Origin of the sequence: Roseobacter sp. MED193, from assembly GCF_000152965.1 — a bacterium.
GTDB lineage: Bacteria > Pseudomonadota > Alphaproteobacteria > Rhodobacterales > Rhodobacteraceae > Pseudophaeobacter.
On the sequence record NZ_AANB01000013.1, the window covers coordinates 21,459 to 42,490 of the forward strand.

At 59.6% G+C, this 21,032-nt stretch carries 18 protein-coding genes and 1 pseudogene; 5 read left to right on the forward strand and 14 right to left on the reverse strand.

The window, feature by feature from the left end; genetic code table 11:
* Positions 1-37 precede the first annotated feature (37 nt).
* From MED193_RS02005 to MED193_RS02025, 5 genes are all read right to left on the reverse strand, one after another.
* Positions 38-2,020 (reverse strand): ParB/RepB/Spo0J family partition protein, encoded by a 1,983-nt coding sequence (locus tag MED193_RS02005; protein WP_009807956.1) that lies wholly within the window; start codon positions 2,018-2,020, stop codon positions 38-40.
* Between the two features lie 155 nt (positions 2,021-2,175).
* Positions 2,176-2,565: a DUF3768 domain-containing protein gene (locus MED193_RS02010; RefSeq protein WP_009807957.1), complete on the reverse strand. Its 390-nt coding sequence runs from the start codon at positions 2,563-2,565 to the stop codon at positions 2,176-2,178.
* A 588-nt stretch (positions 2,566-3,153) separates the two neighbouring features.
* Positions 3,154-4,125, reverse strand: coding sequence for an MBL fold metallo-hydrolase (locus tag MED193_RS02015; RefSeq protein WP_009807958.1), 972 nt, complete (start codon positions 4,123-4,125; stop codon positions 3,154-3,156).
* 204 nt (positions 4,126-4,329) lie between these two features.
* A complete protein-coding gene (locus tag MED193_RS02020; protein ID WP_009807959.1) occupies positions 4,330-5,271 on the reverse strand; it encodes an ArdC family protein in 942 nt (313 codons plus the stop codon).
* A gap of 40 nt (positions 5,272-5,311) precedes the next feature.
* A complete protein-coding gene (locus MED193_RS02025; RefSeq protein WP_009807960.1) occupies positions 5,312-5,782 on the reverse strand; it encodes a hypothetical protein in 471 nt (156 codons plus the stop codon).
* Positions 5,783-6,075: 293 nt separating this feature from the next.
* Between MED193_RS02025 and MED193_RS02030 the strand changes: the two genes are divergently transcribed.
* On the forward strand, positions 6,076-7,278 hold the full coding sequence (locus MED193_RS02030) for a Fic family protein (protein WP_009807962.1): 1,203 nt from the start codon (positions 6,076-6,078) through the stop codon (positions 7,276-7,278).
* Positions 7,279-7,490: 212 nt separating this feature from the next.
* On the opposite strand, the gene repC is transcribed toward MED193_RS02030, so the two are convergent.
* From repC to MED193_RS02050, 4 genes are all read right to left on the reverse strand, one after another.
* On the reverse strand, positions 7,491-8,546 hold the full coding sequence (repC, locus tag MED193_RS02035; RefSeq protein WP_009807963.1) for a plasmid replication protein RepC: 1,056 nt from the start codon (positions 8,544-8,546) through the stop codon (positions 7,491-7,493).
* A 238-nt stretch (positions 8,547-8,784) separates the two neighbouring features.
* Positions 8,785-9,753, reverse strand: a complete 969-nt coding sequence (gene repB, locus MED193_RS02040; protein WP_024099295.1) for a plasmid partitioning protein RepB — start codon at positions 9,751-9,753, stop codon at positions 8,785-8,787.
* A complete protein-coding gene (gene repA, locus MED193_RS02045; protein WP_009807965.1) occupies positions 9,753-10,952 on the reverse strand; it encodes a plasmid partitioning protein RepA in 1,200 nt (399 codons plus the stop codon). Before repA ends, repB begins: the two co-directional genes overlap by 1 nt.
* 341 nt (positions 10,953-11,293) lie before the next feature.
* Positions 11,294-12,202: a recombinase family protein gene (locus tag MED193_RS02050; RefSeq protein WP_009807966.1), complete on the reverse strand. Its 909-nt coding sequence runs from the start codon at positions 12,200-12,202 to the stop codon at positions 11,294-11,296.
* Positions 12,203-12,428: 226 nt separating this feature from the next.
* Here MED193_RS02050 and MED193_RS02055 point away from each other — a divergent pair, with 226 nt between their 5' ends.
* On the forward strand, positions 12,429-13,508 hold the full coding sequence (locus tag MED193_RS02055; protein WP_009807967.1) for a hypothetical protein: 1,080 nt from the start codon (positions 12,429-12,431) through the stop codon (positions 13,506-13,508).
* A 578-nt stretch (positions 13,509-14,086) separates the two neighbouring features.
* Positions 14,087-14,749, forward strand: a complete 663-nt coding sequence (locus tag MED193_RS02065; RefSeq protein WP_009807969.1) for a L,D-transpeptidase — start codon at positions 14,087-14,089, stop codon at positions 14,747-14,749.
* Positions 14,750-14,797: 48 nt separating this feature from the next.
* On the opposite strand, the gene MED193_RS02070 is transcribed toward MED193_RS02065, so the two are convergent.
* Positions 14,798-15,082, reverse strand: coding sequence for a hypothetical protein (locus MED193_RS02070; protein WP_009807970.1), 285 nt, complete (start codon positions 15,080-15,082; stop codon positions 14,798-14,800).
* 182 nt (positions 15,083-15,264) lie between these two features.
* Between MED193_RS02070 and MED193_RS02075 the strand changes: the two genes are divergently transcribed.
* Positions 15,265-17,619, forward strand: coding sequence for a cation-translocating P-type ATPase (locus MED193_RS02075; protein ID WP_009807971.1), 2,355 nt, complete (start codon positions 15,265-15,267; stop codon positions 17,617-17,619).
* 63 nt (positions 17,620-17,682) lie between these two features.
* Positions 17,683-18,195: a murein L,D-transpeptidase family protein gene (locus MED193_RS02080; protein ID WP_009807972.1), complete on the forward strand. Its 513-nt coding sequence runs from the start codon at positions 17,683-17,685 to the stop codon at positions 18,193-18,195.
* On the opposite strand, the gene lnt is transcribed toward MED193_RS02080, so the two are convergent.
* The 4 genes and pseudogenes from lnt to MED193_RS02095 all read right to left on the reverse strand — a co-directional run bounded on the left by lnt (position 18,176) and on the right by MED193_RS02095 (position 21,020).
* Entirely contained in the window at positions 18,176-19,420 is a 1,245-nt protein-coding gene (gene lnt / locus MED193_RS02085) for an apolipoprotein N-acyltransferase (protein ID WP_254655418.1), read from the reverse strand. The genes MED193_RS02080 and lnt overlap by 20 nt on opposite strands.
* Positions 19,407-19,700 (reverse strand): annotated as a pseudogene (locus MED193_RS23190) (apolipoprotein N-acyltransferase); the annotation flags it as partial. The pseudogene MED193_RS23190 and the gene lnt, both read right to left, overlap by 14 nt.
* Positions 19,701-19,750: 50 nt before the next feature.
* Positions 19,751-20,254, reverse strand: coding sequence for a signal peptidase II (gene lspA, locus MED193_RS02090; RefSeq protein ID WP_009807974.1), 504 nt, complete (start codon positions 20,252-20,254; stop codon positions 19,751-19,753).
* Positions 20,238-21,020: a ZIP family metal transporter gene (locus tag MED193_RS02095; RefSeq protein WP_039965741.1), complete on the reverse strand. Its 783-nt coding sequence runs from the start codon at positions 21,018-21,020 to the stop codon at positions 20,238-20,240. The genes lspA and MED193_RS02095 overlap by 17 nt, the downstream gene beginning before the upstream one ends.
* Between the last annotated feature and the right edge of the window lie 12 nt (positions 21,021-21,032).

The window sequence follows — 21,032 nt, forward strand, 5'->3', positions numbered from 1 at the left end:
GCGGGCGACGTGGTCCACGCGCGGGTCGCGTAATGGCTCAGGCCGCTTGCGCGACCTCGCTGTCAGGCTCCGGGGTTTCCGCAGTGGGCTCCGCCTCATCACAGGCGACACCGGCGGTCTGCATCATCGGCGGGCACCAGGCGGCCACGGCAGCGCGCTGCGCGTCGGTGAGCGTGGCGAAGGGTTCAGCGAAGAGTTTGTCGCAGAAGGCGACGATCTCCTTCTTGCTCGACGAGGCGAGCGTCACAGCCTCCTGGGCGAGACCCAGATCCTCACCGAGGATCTTCAGGAGCCAGGCCTTCTTGAAGCGGTTGAAGAGCGCCGCATTCGGCGTCCAGTGGGCGCGGATGTCGGGCATGATCTCGATCTCGAACGCATGCATCAGGCTGTCGCGCTGGCGGTCCCGCGCGAAGCAGGACTGCGTGGTGCTGGCCGTGGCATAGGCCACGAGCTTGGCCTTCTCCCCAGTCTTCAGCGCGCGAAACGCCGCGAACTGATCGGCGGGCGGGCGGGTATCATCGAGCCAGGAGAGGTCAAGCGCATCATGCGCCGCCGCCACCTGCTCAAGCGAGGTCTCGTCGATCTCGTCCATCTTGGCATGGCTGCGGTATTCCTTGCGGGCATCGATCTTGATCGCCTGTGTGACACTCATGCCGCTGGCCAGAACGTCACTGACCAGCTTGAAGAGCGTCAGATCGAGCGTGGCTTCCGGATGCAGCGCCATCGCGGCGCCAAGGGCCATGGCCCGCTCGGTCTTGAGGTCCTCTGCCAGCGAGGCTGGATAGGTGATTTCTCCGGCGTCTGGGGCCTCCTCCCCAGTCGGGTTAGCCGAGGAGCCGCGCGCACCCTCCTCTTTGACGGTGTCCTCCGGGCGCACGAGGCCAATATGGAGCGTGATCTGCCCACCCTGCCACGAGGCAATCACACCAGCGCGGGCGAGGTCCTCGGCGCTGTAGGCCTCCTGCAGATCGCGGGCTTCCTCTTCCAAGGCGTCCACGCGCTCGTAAAGGGCGTTGTAGGCACCGTCCTCGAGCCCCTCATCCTCCATCTCGAGCTGCAGTTTCTCAAGCTCGGCGGTGATTTCATCCACGCGCTTTTGCGCAGCCTCATCAGGCTCGATCGGGCCGGGATAGACGCGGCCGTAATCGGCCATGGTCGCGTAATCATAGCGGACCATCGCATCGGCCCAAGCAAAGCCCAGCCTCATACGGGCGTCCTCGGCGGCTGCACCAAGCTTCTCGAGCAAGATGGTCTCGACCAGAGCCGCATCCTCAAGCACGGAATGCTCATCCAGCAGATCGGCTGCGACGGCACCGCCACGCGCCTCGTAGTCCACGCGCACGAAAGCCCCGATATCGTCGCTGACCTGCACGCCGCGGGATTTGAGGGCCTGACGGACGGTATAGGCCTGCAGATAGCCGCCGTCCTTCGTGAGCGCCTCGAAGACCTCGCGCTGCGCCTCCTGGCTTGGATGCTCAGCAAAGGCCTTCATCGTGTCGAGCGTGATCACCTTGCCCCGGGCCGCGGCGCGGATGTCGGGGTGGATAAGGCCATAGCGCAACCGGCCTTTCACGGCGGCCACCGTGGTGCCGAAGGTCTTTGCGATCGTCTCGGGCGTTTGGCCATCGACCTCCATCATCCGGGCGAAAGCCTCGAACTCGTCAATGGCGTTCATCGGCGCCTGGGTGACGTTCTCGGCGAGCGACAGCGCCGTGGTGACGTCGCAGTCTTCTGGCACAAGGCGGCAGTCCACCTTGGTCTTCGCCGTGAAGCCCTTGATGGCCTTGTCAGCGACCAGCTCCTTCAGCGCGGCATGCCGCCGGCCACCGGCCAGCACGGCGTATTTGCCGTCGAACTTCTGGACCAGGATCGGCTGCAAGAGGCCCAGAACGGCGATGCTGGCCTTCAGATGCGCGATGTTCTCGGGATCATAGGTTTCCGGCGAGTTGCTGCGCACATTGGCGGGATGCGGGACCAGATCGCCGATGGCGACGGTGAGAGGGGCAAAGTTCGTGGTCATGGGGTATCCTTCCAGGTGGGTGAGGTGTGGCCCGCGCCTTCACCCGCGTGACCAATCCCCGGCTTCAGGGATCACCACGACAAAAGGCCCACTCTCCCTTTGAGGGGTCAGTGGGCCTTCATCGCCTGGGGTTTCAGCAGGGGGTGTCCCCTGCCCTACCAGTCGCGCGCCAGCATGATGGTCAGCACGCGCATGGTGGTGGCGGGATTGTCCGGGGTCTCAGCCCCGTAGCGGAAATCCGAGTCTGCTTCATAGAGATCGATTTTCCAGAACACGGTCTCGCCCCGGATCTCGACCGCGCCAAAATCGTGCCATCCCTCGGGATCATTCTCAGGCTCGAATGTGGCAAACTCACCGGTCGCCTTCACCGCCTCGGCCATGAAGCCGTCACCGGCCTCCATAAGCGCGCGGGTGACATGCATCCGGCCCTGGATGGGCCGCGCGGGCGGCACTCCAAGGCATGCGAGCTTGCGAAACGCGTCGTTCTGCGCCGCGATCACGGTCGGATCCGGACGGTCTGGCAGGGGTTGAACGGTCATGGACATGGGGATCTCCTTTGAGAAGTTAAAACACCCTTCTCAAAGCCCGCTTTTTCTTTTCCGCATGTCGGAAAACCCGGTCCAAACCTGCCCGAACCAAACAGTTCCGACAGTCCGCTCAGCGGGACGAAACTGCGGTTCGCGTCACCAATTCGATTGTCCGCTTCGGCAATGACAATGCCTATGATTTCCTCGCCAATATGCAACCGGCTCAAAAAGAAAAGATCATGGCGATGACAAGATCCTAGGCACGGCCCTCTACACCTCATTGAGATCCGACGGGATGACGAAAATCTAGGCTGGAACAAAGAGGGGTGGCGCAATGTGCTGTTTTGTTTTCGTGAATTTGAAAAATCTGACATCTCTGACAGGGCATTTTCTCGTGCCCGAACCCTTGGGAACCAATCGCGCGGGTTGTCAGCATGATGTCGCCCTAGTAGCGCTGTCGGACAAATTGGAATTGGTCCGACAGCGCCATTCAGCAGGCGTAGCGTGTCCGGTTCGTCATCTTCGCCGAGGTCTTGAGTAGCTACCTAAGTGTAACGACCGGTCCGAAAATCCGCGACCAGCTCTCAGCTTGGTGGGACGACTGCTTTATATGTGCTGCCATTCTTCTGGAACCCAAGCGTAGGCCCCGTCTTTTTCTTCGACATGACCGATACCAGGGAACGGCAAATGGGTGCCCGCAACGGCGATCTTGTCGGCAACCACCATATCCAAGACACGGCGGCGCGTCTCGGCGGCCTGCACGCCATCTGCGTCAAAGGCGATACCGGCATCAGGGTGGCTAAACTGCAGCGACGCCACAGCTGTGCTGTCTCCCCATATGATCAACTGATCAGAGCCATCCGACACACGGACCCCACTGTGTCCTGGGGTATGCCCCGGCATTGCCAAAGTGGTGAGGCCGCCACCAAGATCGGTATTGTCGCCAAACATTTCGGTCCGCTGAGTGTAGGCCTCGCTGACAGCACGTGCCAAGGCAAAGAAACCTTGCGAAGACTCCGGCGCACCCGATGCGATCATCTCGTCCGTCCAGAAGGCATGATCGGTTTCGCTGACATGCAACGATGCATTCGGGAAGACCGGGCCATTATCTGCGATCAATCCCCCGATGTGATCCGGATGCATGTGCGTCAACACAATGCGCGTCACGTCTTCAGGTGCAACGCCAAGCAACTCCAGCGATGTGCGCAACCTGCCTGCTGTTGGTCCAAAGGCACTGCCCGCACCAGCATCGACCAAGCTGACCTGGTCTCCTTGGCGAATGACGTGAGTACTGATTGCCAGCGGAATCGGATTCGCGGGGTCAAGATAGGCCGCCTTCATTCCTTCCGCGATTTGCTCGTCCCCGAGGTTCGTCACAAGATTCTGATCGAGCTTGAAATACCCGTCCAGCAATGTCGTCACGCGCAGATTGCCTACCATACGATCATAGAAGGTTGGAAGTGGTGCCGTTGCATGGCCCGCGGCTTGCAGGGGGTGTGGGCGTCCGGCGGCAAGAAGGGCGGCGCCACCCGCGGCGCCCAGAATCAATCCACGGCGCGAAAGATCAAAAGAAGTCATGAGTTTTTCCTTGTTTCATATGCAGAACTTCAATTCTGCGTTTTGTATGCTTTTAGTTAAATAGGTCCAAATTTCAGATGACCACCCACCGAGAGCATGAACAGACCAACGGCCCACGGACGAGCAGCGGACATCTTACGGATTTGCAGCACACCACAACTCGGGCTCACAGCTGCCATTTTCTGCTTTGCGGCAAAGCATAGGTCAAGCGGCCTTGGCGCTGCGCTCTGCCCTGCCCGCCTCTGATCTGGCGATCAGATAATTACATGCGCGCTGCGCATCGGCGGCGTGCTTGAAGATCGCGTTCTTGTCAGAGCGCAGAACGCGCAGCCAGTTGTAGAGATAGGCCGCGTTCATCTCGAGCGTATGCGCCGTAAAGCCGAGCGTCTGCCCAAGAAACACCGAGGTCAGTTCGGCGACGATCTCCTCGCGCGCGTATGAGGTGTTACCGAACTTTGAGAGACCGAAATCACGCTTCAGTCGATGGGGAGCTTTTGTGGCATGAGCCAGCTCATGCGCCCAGACCCCGTAGAAGTTCCGCGGGTTCTCGAACCGCGCGATCGACGGCATGAACACCTTGTCCACGGGCGGCAGGTAGTAGGCTTCCGTCCCCGTGAAGACGGTCGTGATATCGAGGGCATCGAAAAACGCCTGCATATGCGGGATGGGCTCGGACGGCGGATGCTCGGGCGCGGGCTCCGGGTCGGGGAAGAAGCTATCGGGCAGGCCATCGATCTGGCAGGCATTGAACACGCGGTAGGATTTCTGAAAGCGAAAGATGCGGGCTTCCTCGGAGTGATCATCCCCGTCGCTGCGGTCATGCTCATCGCCGCCCGCGTCTTTCCGGCTTTGACCGTAATAGACGACGACAGAGGATTTCTCGCCCTTGCGGACCTTTGCGTCCAAGGCATTGGCCTGCGGCAACGTCATCCAGAAGGGAGAGCTGTGGCCCGCCATCACGGTCCGCATCGTCAGCAGGAAGTTGTTCACTCCCTGGTAGGGTTCTCCGCCCACGCGCAGGGGACGAGAGCTGCCACCTGCGGTCCATGGCTTGCGCCACGGCAGGACGCCGCGCTCGATGATGCGGATGATTTCGTTTGTGATGACCTCGGAGGCATCGAATTTGGGCGTGCGGGATCGGGCCATGGCTGGCGTCCTTTCGAGTGTTGATGAGAGGGAGTGGTGATCAGATTGACTGACGGGGCCTCGGATCGTTGATGATCCTGGCGCCGAGCCCTTCGACCATGTCGATGTAGGTGGTCAGCGAGACGGACCTGCCAGGACCGCAAGGGTCAGGGTCGACCGATCCGTCCCGCGCCACGCACGGCAAGTTCGCGAAGGCGGTGACATCGGTGACGGATCGGATATCGATGAACGGCGTTCCTCGTGCGACCGCGAGGGCGGCCAAGGGAAAGCGCTCGATGGGCGCGAGAGTCGAAACGGTGGTCCAACCGAGATGGAGGAATGTCCCGCCATCCCCGCAGATCACATGCGCGTTTGGCAATGACGCCGCCTGCTTCAGATAGCCGAGATCACGCAGGACGGTCTGGCGTTCGAGACGCTGTGCCAGCGCCGTCTGGCCAGTTCGGCGCAGCTCTCTATGCCGCCACCAGGAGGCGGCGGTTGCGCGGAGCACGCGCAAGACACCTGTTTGCATGGGAGCGCCCTTCATCCGGAACGGCAGACCGGAACCCGGCCCGGACCCATCTGAGGGACCCCAAAGGCCCTCATCCGTCAGTCACAAAACCCGAAGAACACTTTCTCTTTTTCCGGCCCCTTTGGGCACACAACAAAACCGAAAAGCCCGGCCCTTCTGCCGAAGCCATTGATTTCATGCAGCAATTCCAGATCGGCAGGCAAGATCGGCAACGCATATCGGCAAAACCTTGCTTGAAAGTACGAAATGTGTTTATTTTTCAATTACTTTGCAAACATGGAAGATCGGCAAAAATGCTGGAAACACCCGCCAGGATCGAACCCTGCTTCTTCGAGGAGCATATTCCTACAGAACTGGCAGACCTTTCGGTCGACATCCAGAGGGAAGCCACTGGGCTGGGACAAGGGTTGCATCCTGACAGCGCAGCCGAACTTGCCGATCTCGTCCGTGTGATGAACTGCTACTACTCCAACCTGATCGAAGGACACAACACGCGCCCCCGCGACATCGAAAGGGCGCTGGCTGGTGCCGAGCTTGAGGAAGAAACCCGTCCCCTCGCCCTTGAGGCCCGGGCGCACGTCATCGTTCAACGGGCCATCGACGAGATGCATCGCAAGGGCACCCTGCCCCGCCCCACATCCGTCGAATTCCTGACTTGGGTCCATAAGAGCTTCTACGACGAGATGCCGGATGAGTTTCGGGTCATCGAACATCCCGACGGCACACAAGAGCCCATCGTTCCGGGACGCATGCGCCAGGATGATGATCGGGAAGTTGCGGTCGGGCGCCACCTACCTCCTTCATCGTCGCGCGTCGCCGCATTCATGGACCATTTCGACAAACGATTTCAGATTGCGGCGCGGTCTTCGAGCGGACGGATCATCGCGATCGCCTCTGCGCATCACCGGCTCAACTACATCCACCCTTTCCCGGATGGTAACGGCCGTGTCAGCAGACTGATGTCTCATGCCATGGGCCTCACAGCGGGGATTGGTGGCCAAGGGCTCTGGTCCGTATCACGTGGGCTGGCCCGCGGGTTAACCGATCGGGGCGAGTACAAACGGATGATGGATCTGGCCGACAGTCCACGCCGCGGAGACCGCGACGGACGGGGGAACCTGTCAGAAGCGGCACTGAAGACGTTTAGTGAATGGTTCCTAAAGGTGACGCTCGACCAGATCAGCTTCTCAGCAAGATTGTTCGATCTCGGCGGATTGGACCAACGGTATCGTCGTCTTGTTGCAGATACCATCGATGACAAGCGAGCGCCGGAACTAATCTCGGCGGTTCTTCGTCATGGGGCACTGGAACGAGGCGATGCGCAGATTGTGCTCAAGACGTCCGAGCGTACTGCTCGCAACACGCTGAGTAAACTGACCGCCGCCGGATACATGACGTCCGCCTCGCCGAAGACGCCGGTTCGGTTGGCGTTTCCGTTGGATTATCGAGAGCGGCTCTTTCCAAACCTCTTTGGAGACGGTGACCTTCCACAATAACTTTAGGCATTTAGGGTGTAATGCCTGGCCGCCGATTTCTTCCATGAGCGGCCAGATTTTCATCAAGGCTTGCTCGTGTGTCACTTGTCCACCGCGGTGGACATCTGCTGGTCTGAGATAAACTGAAGAACCACCACGCGCCGCTATGTGCGTTTGGACAGTTTTGGTTGCCACAAGCGCCGCTTCTCGCTCGAAGTCCACCGCGGTGGACATTAGACAGTTCGCTCATTGTTTTCGGACAGTCGCTTGATCAAAGCTAATGGATCAAATTGGTTTTGCCTTTGACCCAGGGTGATACTGTGAAAATACGCTCCAAAATCCCTGATGCGTTTTCCAAGCTGTAGCATGATGAAGATCGCGCATGACGCTTTCTGAGCTCCTACAGCATTCTTGGCTTTCTCGAAAGTCTCTGGGTGAATGCCCATCATGGGTGCAAGTGTTCGAGCATGGTTTTCAATGTCCAACCAGTTTCTAAGTCTCTCTGTGGAGAACGATGTCGCCTGATCGCAGACTGAGGTCAGCAAGTCTGGTTTCAGGGCCTCAAGGCCTATGTTGCTATCTAAATCTTTTTTTTCTTCTTCAGACTTAGATTGATGCCGGACAGTTTGTCCGTCATTGGCGGGCAATTCCATAGTTTCAGGCGGGTCATCCGGGGTAGACAAACTCTGGCATTCTGCATCTGTATTGGCGAGCAGAGCGTGGTATTCGGGGAGGCTCAGCTTCCTGCGTAGAGCTTTCCGTGCGTGGTTGATGAATGCGTTGCTAGGATCGTGCTCTTCCAAATGGGCGAGCTTTGTAAGGATCTGTTTGCGGACAAATATCCGATCTCGCCGGTTATTCTCCATCTCTTGCGCGATGGCTATAAGCTCGCTCGCACGTTGGAGCAGGGGGGTGAGAGACAATCCATAACTGATGCACTCCCCGCCGGATGAGCGAACGCGGTAGCGCTTTCGGTTCGAGCTGTCATTGCGCTTGATGAATCCGAGTTCAACGAAGCGGTTGATGTGCCTCCGGAGTGTCCGTTCGTCGATTCCGCCAACGCGCTGGCAAAGTGAATTGTTAGACGCAAAAACCGTTTCGCCATGGCCAGGTTTCAGAAAACTGAGCATTGCTTGAAGTGTCTGTATGTGGCCAGGACGTAGACCAAACACGCTGCGTGCATCTCTCAGGGCTCTGAAGATGGTCCAGACGTCGGTTTCAGATGGGGGAAATGAGCCGCGGGTTGCATCAGCACCTGCGGCTTCGATCGAGAGTTTTGTAAATGCCATGGCTTGTTCACGACGACCGTTCGGCCCACAACTTCCCCGTCTCTTTCCTCGAATTTTCGCGGAAAAAGGCAAAAAATATCAGTCCACCGAATCGGTGACTCTTGACCGGTATGCTGGAGGTTGCTACATCAAAGATGCTAATCAGATGATGAGGGCTCTCCAGGGGAAACTTTGGGGGGCTCTTTTCTTTCGGGTCTTCGCTTTTCTCCTCTGCTCGTGTTGCTCTGTGTGGCCTGGGTTAGGACCCAGAGCCTCTCTCATTCCGCCACTGTACGAAGAGTTGCAAAAGCGTAGCTTCCGCGTGCTCTTCGAGCCATTGGCCGAATTCTGGATTGTCCTTCTTGGTGACCTTGAGCGCGATCGCCTTCTCATCGATTGTCAGCGTGCCCAATGAACTGCCGTTCTCATCATTGATGACCGAAGTCAGCCCACGATTGGGCGGCTTCTTGTCGCTACGTGCTTTGCTCGAGCAAGCCGAATAGACCGCTTGGAACTTTTCGGAACTAGGAGTGTCGTCGGGCAGGGCGGCGAGCGCCTCTTTGGCGATGTCCACCAAATCTACCTTCACCGACAAGGCAGCTAGATCACCCCACTGCCGTCGTCCGATCCCATGTGCTGGCCCGATGAGTTGAACAAGACCGTCTGGCAGTTGTTCTATGACGACCCTGTGGTTGGATACGCCTTGCCGGGTCAGACCTAGAGCATCTTGAATGACACCGGGTTTGTACCCGGATTCTTGCATCTCTTTGATAAAAAGAGACTTTTCTATAAAAGACGGATCAAGCCTGAGGTTGTTCTCCTGGCCTTGAGCGATCAGAGATGCGTCATCGTCCAAGGTTCGAACAATTGCCTTGACCGTTCCACCGACCTTACGGATCGCCGCAAGCCTGCGGCGGCCGTAGATGATGCGGTATCTGTCCGGTTGGGCTGATGGACGGACCATGATGGGCACTTGTTGGCCATGCTTGCGAATGCTCTCGGCCAACTCATCGATACTGGAATCTTCCAGCACCAACCGATCGCGCAGCCCATCCATGTCAATCTGATCGGGTTCGATATCGCGAATCGAGTTTGCTGTGATCTCGCGCAAAGAGTCGCGCAATCCTCCAACAGATCCCGGCAGCTTTGCCGCTTTTGGCGGGGTAGGGGAGGGGGCTCCGCTCTCCGTCTCATTCCTTGGAGGCTGGTTGAAGATGTTTCGGGCCATCAGCGACGCCCCCATGCCATTTGGATCGTCTGCTCTAGCTCATCGCCAACGCCATTCACGCTGGTCAGGGCGCGATCAATTGTCTTTCTGATGAATTGGCTTGGATCGACTTCGTAGACGGTCTGCTGGGTCATCCCCGCGTCGGAGATCGCCGTAGACTTCAGCATTGGCTCTGTCATGACCTGACCTGCCAGAATTGATCTCAGGTAGCCTGCCATTTGGGTCTGCGGACCGTCCGACGGTTCATATCTGGTAATCAGGAACTTGACAAAATCCCATGTGACACGCCGACCGATGGCTTCCTCCACGGCCTTGACCGTTTCTGAAGCAAGCTTCAGGAATTGGCTCATGGATGCGATGTCAAGCATGCCAGGTACCACGGTAACCAAAAGCCCCGTCGAGGCTGCCAGCGCAGTCAGGGTTAGAAACCCAAGCTGAGGCGGGCAGTCGATCAGGACGATGTCGTAGTTTGCCTCAACCTCTTCAAGCGCCAAGGCGAGGCGCTCTGCAAAGATGGGCTGTACGCGACGGGCGAGAGCGTTTGCGGTCTCGGTTTCGTACTCCGAGAGCATCAAACCGGCGGGCACCATGTCGAGCTTATGGAAGTAGGTCTTTTGGATGACGTTCGAGAGAGGAACTTGGTCCTCATATCTCAAAGCATCATAGATTGTGCCGCCATCGGCGAACTCAAGCTCGGGCCGAAAGCCGAAAAACGTGGTCAAACTTGCTTGCGGATCGAGGTCTAGGACCAGCACGCGGTAACCGCGCAAGGCATACCTTTGCGCAAGATGAATCGTTGCAGTAGTCTTTGATGAGCCGCCTTTGAAGTTGACGACGGATATCACCTGGAGACGATCGCCATCACGTCGACCTGGGCGGTAGCTTTCTGCGTTCTTTCCAGTGCGTCCAAGAACATCGCGCAACTCATCAATCTCTTGGGCTGTGTAGAACCGGTGTCCGCGGTTGTCTGTATGCACTTCCGGGAAGCTGCCGTCCTTGTGCCGGTTGCGCAGGTTAGATGTGCTTACGCGCAGGAGGCCGGCGACTTCGGTGGAACTGAAGCGACGTAGGGACTTTCGTTCTTCGGGTTCGAAAGCGATCTTCATCTGGCGATCCAAAGACTCAGCCAGATTGTCGGCAAATGCTCCGATATCGGAAGAGCCTATGCCTTGCGTGTATCCAATGTTACGATCATCCATGTCCTGCCGCCCACTCTCGGCCTCTGTTGAGGCTCTTAGTCATTCTGACGGTGTACAGCGTGTCTGACGCGTTTTGCCGTCAGAATGGGAATGCCACGATCCAGTGAGTCCGGCAAGAAGAATCTAAATGTAGTGTGAAAGTTATCCACAACACCTATAGGTGTTGTCGTGTAAAAAACTCAGCAAGTCATTGATATAGATATATTAAATGCAGATCTAACCAAATCGAGCCGCTACTCTGTTGAGTTGGCACATTAGCAGCTAACCCCAAGCAACTAATGGCACTTTCTGCCTCCTGCGGAGTTTTCTCCCGGTGAAATTTTTTGGATTCGGGTCAGAAGCTACATCTGATTTTGGCTCGATTCGTACGGCATGAGGCCAAGTCGTTCCGCCCGCTCCAACAGCATTTTCACCGAAGACGGCTGCCATCTTGTTCGGCCACGAGGCGTGCGTTCGCGCATCGCTTCCAGCCGGGTGCAGATCGCCTGAAGCGTGATGTCGGGGTCCGCGCCCTTGATGCCGGCGACGATGGCGGGCAGACGGTCGTCGGTTTCGCGGCGCCCGGCGCGGGCCAGCACCTCGGCCGGCAGGAAGCCGTCGCCGACATAGGCCTTCACAGCGCGCAAGAGACGGCTTTGGGTCCAGCGACGCGCCTCGGGCAAGGGGCCGTTGATGATGCGCACCACGTCTTCCCAGGCCAAGTCGGGTCGCAACCGGCGCACATGGGGCACCCAATCTTGTGCCGTCTCGTTCAGACGCTCCATGTAGCCGTCTTGTCGCGCCAGCCGTACTTTGCGAAGAGCAGCAGGGTCTTTGGCCCGCAGTCCAGGGTTCCCGCCGACCCGGCCCTTGGTACGGGCGCTCGCCAGCCCTGCTTTGGTACGTTCCCGGATCAGCGCCCGCTCGAACTCGGCCGCGGCGCCCAGAACCTGCAGCGTGAACTTGCCTTGCGGGGATCCGGTGTCGATCGGGTCCTGAATGGAACGAAAGAACGCCCCCCTGGCCTCCAACCGTTCGATCACCTCGAGAAGGTGCGACAGAGACCGTGCGAGCCGGTCGATCCGTACGACAACCAGCGTGTCGCCCTTGCTAATGCGCTCCAGCAAGCGGGCAAGCACCGGCCGGGCACGATTGCCGCCTGAGGCGTGCTCTTCGAAGATCTCGACGCATCCCGCAGTTTGCAGGGCCTCAGACTGGGGCAGGGGGGTCTGATCCTCTGTGGATACGCGCGCATAGCCTATCAGGGGCATGAAAATCGGCCGTTTGCAATTTCATATACCGTTACTAAACGACCGTTTGTAAACGAATGCAACCGCTCTCTCTGTGGTGCTGCTCATCAAAAACCCCTTGGATTCCATACGCTGAGCGTGATCAGAGAGATCTCGCAGACCACCGCGCGCACGTGCTAAATAAGGTGTGTGGGCGCACCCTGACAAAACACTTGGGTAAAATGCAAAAGTGCCGTATTTTGCACATATGAAGCCTCAAGTATCTACACATTATGATAGTTTTGACGATCCTCTAGTGGATTCGGAGGGGCTTGAAGAGACGTCTGAGGACGACCTGTGGTCCCTGCCCGGTCCGATGGAAGTGGAGCCGGATTATCTGCCGCCCGGACCGAGGGCAGAGCTGGGTGAAACCGCAGTCCTCGACGATTGGCGGAAGGCAGAGGCGGTTAATGCCGCGCGTCTCGCCCGTGTGGCTGGTCGGATCGGCGCGTTGGACGACCGGCTGCGCCGTGGCCCGAAAGGCTGGCGGCACAGGCTCGCGCTGATGGAGGCGGCAGACCTCAGCTGGTTTGTGGGTGACCGTATTGGCCCGGATCGGCTGGCGCTCTGGATATCCATGCGCCTGTCCGGTGTGCAGGACAACACTGCAGCGCTCGCGCGTGTCGGATGGGCAGTGCGGCGTCTAACAGGCGGTCCCGGCCCAGAGGTGGACCTGTCCGCCTTCCTCGATCGCCGTGACCCCGAAAACATAGCAGGTGAAGCCGAACCCTTTGCGGATCGCGCGGGCGGTTGGCTTGACCTGATGGCGCAAGCCGTCGACCTGCACCCGATCACACGCGCCTGCATGGGGTTTCACCTCTGGAGCCTTGCGGGCCTCGGGCAACAGGGCGACCGGATGGAAGCGGCGGTTACCGCCGCACGCATTGCCGCCAGCGAAGGCCCGAATTCGAATGGGGGGGCCATCTTTGCGCCTCTGGCTATGCGCGGGGCAGGGGGGCTACGCGCCAGTGGCCCACCAGCTGAGCGCTTGGAGCGTTGGCTCGAGGGAATGGAAACAGCATGCCTGACCGCGATGCGGCACCTCGACGATATCCAGGCATGGTCAGCGCGGGCGGAAACCATGATGGCCCCGCTCTCTGGCAAGACACCACCAGCATTGCGCGCCGTGCTGGCCGAATGGCCCCTCGTCTCCGCCCCAATGGCCGAGACCCTGACCGGTGCCAGCCGCGCCGCCGTCCAGCGCAACCTCGTCTGGATGGAAGCGCGGGGTTTGATCTGCGAAGTGACCGGGCAGGGCCGGTTCCGGATGTGGCGCACCACGACCTAAGAGATGAGCGTCATCGCTCGGTATCCTGACGGGTGCGTGCCAGTCGGCCAAAGTTCCGGTAGGAGGAGGCAAAGCCCGCCGGAGCCTTGGCAATCAAGGTGCTCGAAGTTGGAGATACTCCTCGCCAGTGCGCAAGGCCGCTGTGGCCGGCGCTTCCGTGCGGTTGTGCCTTCACCATCTATGATTACTGGTGAAGGCGGCGAGCAAGACGCCCGGTATTTTGGACACTGCGCGGCCCTGTTTGTCGTTGCTGCTTTGCCTGCCCCCGTCACCGTGCAAGTCAAAGTTCACCATACTGCCGTTTGCGGCTCGGGCGAAGCGGGCGATATGGCCTTCCTCCATCGCCAGCTTCGACAGGATCTGACTCTGCAGCAACCGTGGTCTCGGGAACAGGCCGGGTCAGGCTGGGCGGCGCGCCGATTTTTTCATAGTAGCGGATGGTAAATTGCGGATCACAAGGATCGTGTGTGTTCACGAAAATATGTCCTTGAACCTCTAGCCACTAGAAGTCTTATCTAGTCAACGTGAACAGATATGTTCCCGCCATAGATTGCTGGTGGGAACCGAAAGGGTCCGACATGCTGACAAGACGACACTTCATTCAAACAACAACGGCGCTATTCTCCGCGTCTGTTTCCAGCCCTCTGTTGGCCGATACCTGGCCCACCGAGGCACAGAAGGCTGAATGGGACGCGCAAGTCACGCCGCCCGGATTCGATCCGGCCGCGTCAAACCCTTGGGGCCTACACCCGCGCTTTTTGCCCCAGCGCGTGGTTGCGAAACCCGGACTCGTGCCAGGAGACATCCATGTCGATGCGGTCGCGCGGTATCTCTATCATATCGAGGAGAGCGGGACCGCAATGCGCTACGGTGTGGCCATTGCCCGGGGCAACCTATACGAGCCTGGCGTCTACACGATCAAACGCAAGGTGAGGTGGCCGCATTGGACACCGACCCAGAACATGATCGAGCGGGATCCGGAAAACGCACGATGGGCCGACGGGATGGAACCCGGCCCCGAAAACGCTTTGGGATCACGAGCCATCTATCTGTACGTCGGAGACCGCGACACTTATCTTCGAATACACGGCACGCCCTATCCGAGAAGTATCGGCGGTCGAGCCAGTTCGGGTTGCGTGCGGATGGTCATGGCTCACATTAACGAACTTTATCCCAACGTTGAGATCGAATCGACGGCACATTTGTACTCAGCGGAGGACAGTGTCACCGCGCGAAGTTGAGTGTGGTGCGTAAGTCTGAGGCGCGTTAATGCAACGTGTGGCGCGTCCTCAAGCTTCGCGTGCCACGCAGATCGGATTACCGTTCGCCGTGCGCAACGGCAGCAGCGTCGTTTCGACCGGCCCGCTGTGTTCGTACCAATAGCAGCCGTCTTCCGGCACGAGGCGCGCGGTTGCAACATCCTGATCCGGACCAGCCATCGCAACCACGGCTTCGGGAACGTTGCCCGTCTGGTCTGCCGTGTCGTTCGGCCCTGTCGGCTGGATGGCGCATCCTGTCGTGAGAAAAAGCGCCACCGCAACCATCATTTTTTGCTTAAGCATCAAAACCTGCATCGAGTTTCCTTTCTTTTCTGTTTTTCTTCGTATCGGCTTTTCATGCCTCACGCCGTGATTGAGGCTGTCGTCGGACCGTCTAGCAAGAAAACAAACGGAAATACCACCGAACTTTGCCCTTGAAGCTCTAGCTACTGTAGGGGCTATGCCATGACAAAGCACCCGAATCCAGAGGTCCGTTCATGCCGTCCGACACCCACCCCCACGATCACGATCACGCCGAAGACGCCCAGGCAAGCGGCGGCAGTTGCTGCGGTAGCGCCGCAACGTGCGGCGACATCGCACCGACGACGCCCGCCCCAACCGGCGGGCGCAGTTTTCAGGTGTCCGGCCTCGATTGCGCCGAGGAGGTCGCGATCTTGAATAAGGTAATCGGCCCGCAGATCGGCGGGGCCGAGCATCTCGCGTTCGACGTGATCAACGGGAGGATGACCATTCTCGACAGCGCAAAGAATGTATCGGACGACGAAGTTGCGGAACTGGTCGCGAGCACCGGCATGACCGCGAAGCCGTGGAATTCCGAGAACGCGTCGGTCGACCAAGCGGCCCATCTTGCACGACAGCGGCTGTTTACGGCACTCAGCGGCGGCTTCTGGGCGGCGGGTTTTCTCTGGCACATCGTCGAGACCGGTATGGGCGGGGCGCTCGGCCTCTTCGCGGGGCACGGCGAAGCGCCGATGCCGCTGGCCGAGGCGGGGCTTTTTGCAGTTGCTATCCTATTCGGCGTTTGGCTTGTGGCACCGAAGGCATGGTCGTCCGCACGTCGGCTGTCGCCCGACATGAACCTTCTGATGGTTGTCGCAGTCGCCGGAGCCATCGGGCTCGGTGAATTCTTCGAGGCAGCGACAGTGGCTTTTTTCTTTTCGCTGTCCCTCTTTCTCGAAAGCTGGAGCGTCGGGCGCGCGCGGAACGCGGTGTCGGCGCTCCTGGATCTTGCGCCACCCACGGCGCGCGTGATCCGCGATGACGGAAGCGAGACCGACATGCCGGCGGCGCAAGTCGCCGTAGGCTCAAGCTTTATTGTACGCGGTGGCGACCGTATCCCGCTCGACGGCGAAGTGACGGGTGGCACGGGCGCGGTCGACCAGGCGCCGATCACCGGCGAAAGTGCTTTAATACCCAAAGAGGCCGGAGACGAAGTCTATGCGGGCACGATCAACGGCGAAGGTACACTAACAGTGCGCGCCACGAAGGCCGCCTCGGATACCGTCTTGGCCAAGATCATCCGCATGGTCGGCGACGCCCATGCCCGCCGCGCGCCGGTGGAACAGTGGGTTGCGAAGTTCGCCCGCATCTACACGCCTATCGTCATGGTTCTCGCCATCGCAATTGCGCTGCTGCCGCCGCTTATCTTCGGCGGAGCCTGGGATTACTGGTTCTACAATGCCCTCGTGCTGCTGGTGATCGCTTGCCCATGCGCTCTGGTCATCTCGACCCCTGTCTCCATCGTCGCAGCGCTCACCGCGTCGGCGCGGGCGGGCGTCCTCATCAAGGGCGGTGCCTATGTAGAGGCGCCGGGCAGGACCACGGCGCTGGCCATGGACAAGACCGGCACGATCACCATGGGCGAGCCGGAAGTGGCGGCGGTGCACCCGCTGGGCGGGGCTTCAGCGCAAGATCTGATGACCCTTGCCGCAGGGCTGGAGGCACGTTCGTCGCATCCTTTGGCGCGTGCCATTCTCGCGCGGGCGGAGGCCGACGGCATCAAGGTGTCCGCCGCAGAGGATACCCGAACCATTCCCGGCCGTGGGCTTGAAGGACGCATCGACGGACGGTCCATCTGGCTGGGGTCGGACCGGTTCGCCGAGGAGAAGGGTTTCGGCGGCGCCATTCCGAAGGATCTGCGGGAGCGGATCGAAGGCGCCGGCAGCACCCTTGTCGCTGTCGGCGATGAAACCGGTGTGACGGGCATTCTGGAACTGCGCGACCGCATCCGCCCTGATGCCAAAGGCATCGTGGCACAACTTCACGCGCAGGGCGTAAAGACTATCGTCATGCTGACCGGTGACAACGAGCGGACAGCGCGCGCCGTTGCCGCCGAGGTCGGTATAGACGAGGTGCGCGCCGAGCTTCTGCCCGAAGACAAGGTGACAGCCATCGAAGAACTGGTCGAAACTCATGACATGGTGGCCATGATCGGCGACGGGGTGAACGATGCACCCGCTATGGCGCGCGCGCATTATGCCATCGCGATGGGTGCTGTCGGTTCGGACGCGGCAATCGAGACGGCGGATATCGCCCTCATGACCGACGACCTCGGCAAGGTGCCTTGGCTGATCGGTCATTCGCGCCGGACAATGTCGATTATCCATCAGAACATCGGTATTTCCTTGGCAACCAAGGGAGTTTTCGTTGTCGCTACCGCGTTCGGAATGGCCTCGATGTGGGGCGCTATTGCAGCCGACGTGGGTGTGTCATTGCTGGTGGTGGCGAACGCCCTGCGCCTGCTCAACAGCCAAGAGGCCAAGGCACCGCCGTCCGGTGGCGAGCAGGTTGGGCCACAGATGGCAAAGGCCGCGCTTGCCCACGGACATTGATCACGCAGCATTTGCAAGGTAACATAATGTCCATATCAGACCTCACGAAAGAGGCATCGAGCAGTGAAAACCATCCGATTTCCCCGCCGCGCCGTCCTGTTGGGTGGCTTAGCGGCCTTTTTGTCGGGCTGTGCCGGCAAGTTCCGCAGCTATGACGGACCCGAAGTGACGCGACTTCGGCTCTACAAGGGACAGCGTTTGCTTGTTCTCGACGGATCCGATCGCGTGCTGCAAACCTATCCGATCGGGCTGGGCTTCGCTCCTCAGGGTCACAAGCAATTCGAGGGAGACGGTCGGACCCCGGAGGGCACCTACATAGTCGATAAGCGCAACCCTGAAAGTACGTATCATCTTTCAGTTGGCATCTCTTATCCAAATGAGGCCGACATCGCCTTTGCCGCAGCGCAGGGCCTTTCCCCCGGCGGCGACATCTTCATCCATGGTGGTCCACGCCCCGGCATCGACCCGACGGACATCCGCGACTGGACAGCTGGCTGCATCGCAGTCACAGATCGGCAGATCGAGGACATCTATGCAATGGTGAAGGACGGAACGCCTATCCACATCTTTGCATGACGGTCTTTCTCATGCGGCGGTGGTTAGCCGTCGCATTGGCCGCCAGAGCCCAGCTCCACGAAGCCAAGATGAGCGCCAGCAACATCCAGTCCCCGAAAAGCGCATATGGCGTAGGCGGCTGCGCTGAGGGAAGATCAGCGTCGATGATGCCCCTTTCCCCTGTATCGAGCCGCGCAATGATCTCTCCGTTCGCGTCGATGACCGCAGAGATGCCCGTATTCGCGGCTCGGATGACAGGAAGGCCTTCCTCTACGGCGCGCATACGTGCGGAAGCCAGATGCTGCTCGGGTCCGATGCTGGTTCCAAACCAGGAATCGTTCGTCGCGTTAAAAATCCAGTCGGGTCGGAACATGTCGTCGACCACATGGCCTGGGAAAATGATCTCATAGCAGATCGCCACGGCGACCAGCGGCATACCCGGAAGCGCAAGGGTGCGCGGACCCGGTCCGGGCGTAAAATCGCCCAGCCCCGCCGTCAGCCGCTCGATCGGCAACCAGCCGCGGAATGGCACGTATTCGCCAAAGGGCACGAGATGGTGTTTCGCGTATCCGGTCAGGATCTCATTGGTATCGTCAAAAGCCTGGACGGTGTTGAAATATCGGGTGCCATCCTCGCTCAGTACACGGTCCGGCACTCCGGTTAGCAGCACGCTGCCGTCCGGTAGCGCAGCGGCAATGCGGGCCCGCGCCTGGGCATCCTCATCGAGGAACCCGGGAAAGGCGGTTTCCGGCCAGAGAAGAACGTCGAAATCGCCGGGCTGGGTTGAAAGCTTGATATAGCGCGCGAAGGTCGCCTCGCGGTTCTCGGGCGCCCATTTCTCCTCTTGGGGAACGTTGCCCTGAACGATGCGCAGGTCGACATCCGGTGGCTGTGGTGCATCCGACTGGAGGCGAAGCGTGCCGACGGCCCACATCGTCACGATGCCGGCCAGCGGCATTAGCGAGATGATCAATCGTTGTCGCCCGACCGCCATGAGAGCCGCGCCGGGGAGTGCCGCTACGAACACGGTGAGAAAGCATAGCCCATAACTTCCCACCCAGGCGGCGGGCTGGCGAAGGGCGGCGTAATCGACAAGAGCGTAGCCGGCGAGGTTCCACGGAAAACCTGTCAGAACGTGACCGCGCAACCACTCGGCCGCGGTCCAGGAAGGTCGCGAACAGGAGGCAGGCCAGGAGACTGCCCATGGCTCCGCGCCGCGCGATTTCGACGAAGAGCACGGCGGCAATGGCCGGGAAAATCGCGAGACCTGCGGACAATCCCGCGACGGCCGGGGTCGCCAGCGCCCCGAAACGCTCGGGTTCGACGTAGAAACTTTCCGCGATCCACGAAATCCCGAAACCGAACTGGCCGAGACCAAACGCCCAGCCGACGAGAAAAGCACGCCCGAAGGAGAGGTCGCGAAGACCGACAAACAACGCAGAATAGGCAACGGGAACAAGAAGGAGAATCGAGAAAGGCGGGAAGGTTAGAACGGTCAGCGGCCCGGCGGCGAAACCAAGCGTCATCCGCGAGAGCAGACGTTTGCGCAGAGCGAAGCAGTTCAGAATTACCGGCTTCACGACTTGATCGGACGCCGCGCACTGATCCAGGGTGCGGCGAGCAAGAGCCCCACGCCACTGACGACAAACACATCGGCCATGTTGAAGGCAGGCCAATGCGTTGAGTTGATGTAGAAATCCAGGAAGTCCGTTACAGACCGATACCGCACACGATCAATGACATTGCCCAAGGCTCCACCGATGATCGCTCCGTAAGCGAGCGTTTCAACCGCATTTTCGGCGCGAAACAGCATAACCCCCAGCCAGCCGCAGATGGCAAGAGCGAGAGCTATGAGGCCCCACCATGGTGCGCCGCCAAGTAGTCCGAAAGTGACGCCATCATTGCGATAAAAGACGAGGTTAAAACCTGGAAACACGGCGATTCCAGTGCTTAAGGAGGCCGCATTCGCCACAACAATGGCTTTTGTGATCTGATCGATTACGAAAGCGGTAAGCGCCGCAAAAATGCCGATCACCGGAGATAGTTTATGCACTGGCATTGCGTCACCCCAACCAAACATCGAGAAAAAGCATCAAAACGAGTCCGATGGCCAAGCCGAGCGTTGCCTTGTTCTGATGGCCGCTGCGATGGGTTTCGGGGATGATTTCGTGGCTGATGACATAAAGCATGGCGCCTGCGGCAAAGGCCAAGCCCCATGGCAGCAGCGGTTCCGACAGTGTGATGATGCCGGCCCCGAGCAAACCGCCAATCGGCTCGACCATTCCCGTTAGCGCGGCGATGCCCCAGGCGCGCAGCTTCGGATATCCTTCGCCCAACAGGGATACCGCAACGGCCAGCCCTTCAGGCGCATTCTGAAGCCCGATGCCGATGGCGAGTGGCAGACCGCCTTCCATACCTCCGGAACCGAAGCCAACTCCGACCGCGAGGCCTTCCGGGAAGTTGTGGATCGTGATTGCGATGATGAACAGCCAGACCCGCCGTAAGGACGCCGCTTCGGGCCCTTCGCGTCCCGTTCTGAAATGCTCGTGCGGCAGCCTTTCATTCATCAATGCAACGGCCCCCATGCCCAAAAGGATCGAGACGCAAACGATGGCCGCAGGCATCGCGCCGTTCTCGAACATCGGCTCCGCCGCATCCAACGCCGGGATGATCAGAGAAAAGAACGAGGCTGAGAGCATGACGCCGGCAGCGAAGCCGAGCGACAGATCGCGCGTCGCCCGCGACGGGATGCGCCCGAACAGCACGGGAATTGCTCCGACTGCCGTGAGCGATCCGGCGGCAAGGCTTCCGAGAAAGCCGAGCATTATCGGAGACAGGTTTTCCATAAGCGGGCCAGA

Bases quoted from the DNA above. Each gene is read 5' to 3' on its own strand.
- MED193_RS02005 (WP_009807956.1), bottom strand. From the start codon at position 2,020: ATGACCACGAACTTTGCCCCTCTCACCGTCGCCATCGGCGATCTGGTC.
- MED193_RS02010 (WP_009807957.1), bottom strand. From the start codon at position 2,565: ATGTCCATGACCGTTCAACCCCTGCCAGACCGTCCGGATCCGACCGTG.
- MED193_RS02015 (WP_009807958.1), bottom strand. From the start codon at position 4,125: ATGACTTCTTTTGATCTTTCGCGCCGTGGATTGATTCTGGGCGCCGCG.
- MED193_RS02020 (WP_009807959.1), bottom strand. From the start codon at position 5,271: ATGGCCCGATCCCGCACGCCCAAATTCGATGCCTCCGAGGTCATCACA.
- MED193_RS02025 (WP_009807960.1), bottom strand. From the start codon at position 5,782: ATGCAAACAGGTGTCTTGCGCGTGCTCCGCGCAACCGCCGCCTCCTGG.
- MED193_RS02030 (WP_009807962.1), top strand. From the start codon at position 6,076: ATGCTGGAAACACCCGCCAGGATCGAACCCTGCTTCTTCGAGGAGCAT.
- repC (WP_009807963.1), bottom strand. From the start codon at position 8,546: ATGGCATTTACAAAACTCTCGATCGAAGCCGCAGGTGCTGATGCAACC.
- repB (WP_024099295.1), bottom strand. From the start codon at position 9,753: ATGGCCCGAAACATCTTCAACCAGCCTCCAAGGAATGAGACGGAGAGC.
- repA (WP_009807965.1), bottom strand. From the start codon at position 10,952: ATGGATGATCGTAACATTGGATACACGCAAGGCATAGGCTCTTCCGAT.
- MED193_RS02050 (WP_009807966.1), bottom strand. From the start codon at position 12,202: ATGCCCCTGATAGGCTATGCGCGCGTATCCACAGAGGATCAGACCCCC.
- MED193_RS02055 (WP_009807967.1), top strand. From the start codon at position 12,429: ATGAAGCCTCAAGTATCTACACATTATGATAGTTTTGACGATCCTCTA.
- MED193_RS02065 (WP_009807969.1), top strand. From the start codon at position 14,087: ATGCTGACAAGACGACACTTCATTCAAACAACAACGGCGCTATTCTCC.
- MED193_RS02070 (WP_009807970.1), bottom strand. From the start codon at position 15,082: ATGCAGGTTTTGATGCTTAAGCAAAAAATGATGGTTGCGGTGGCGCTT.
- MED193_RS02075 (WP_009807971.1), top strand. From the start codon at position 15,265: ATGCCGTCCGACACCCACCCCCACGATCACGATCACGCCGAAGACGCC.
- lspA (WP_009807974.1), bottom strand. From the start codon at position 20,254: ATGTTTGGTTGGGGTGACGCAATGCCAGTGCATAAACTATCTCCGGTG.
- MED193_RS02095 (WP_039965741.1), bottom strand. From the start codon at position 21,020: ATGGAAAACCTGTCTCCGATAATGCTCGGCTTTCTCGGAAGCCTTGCC.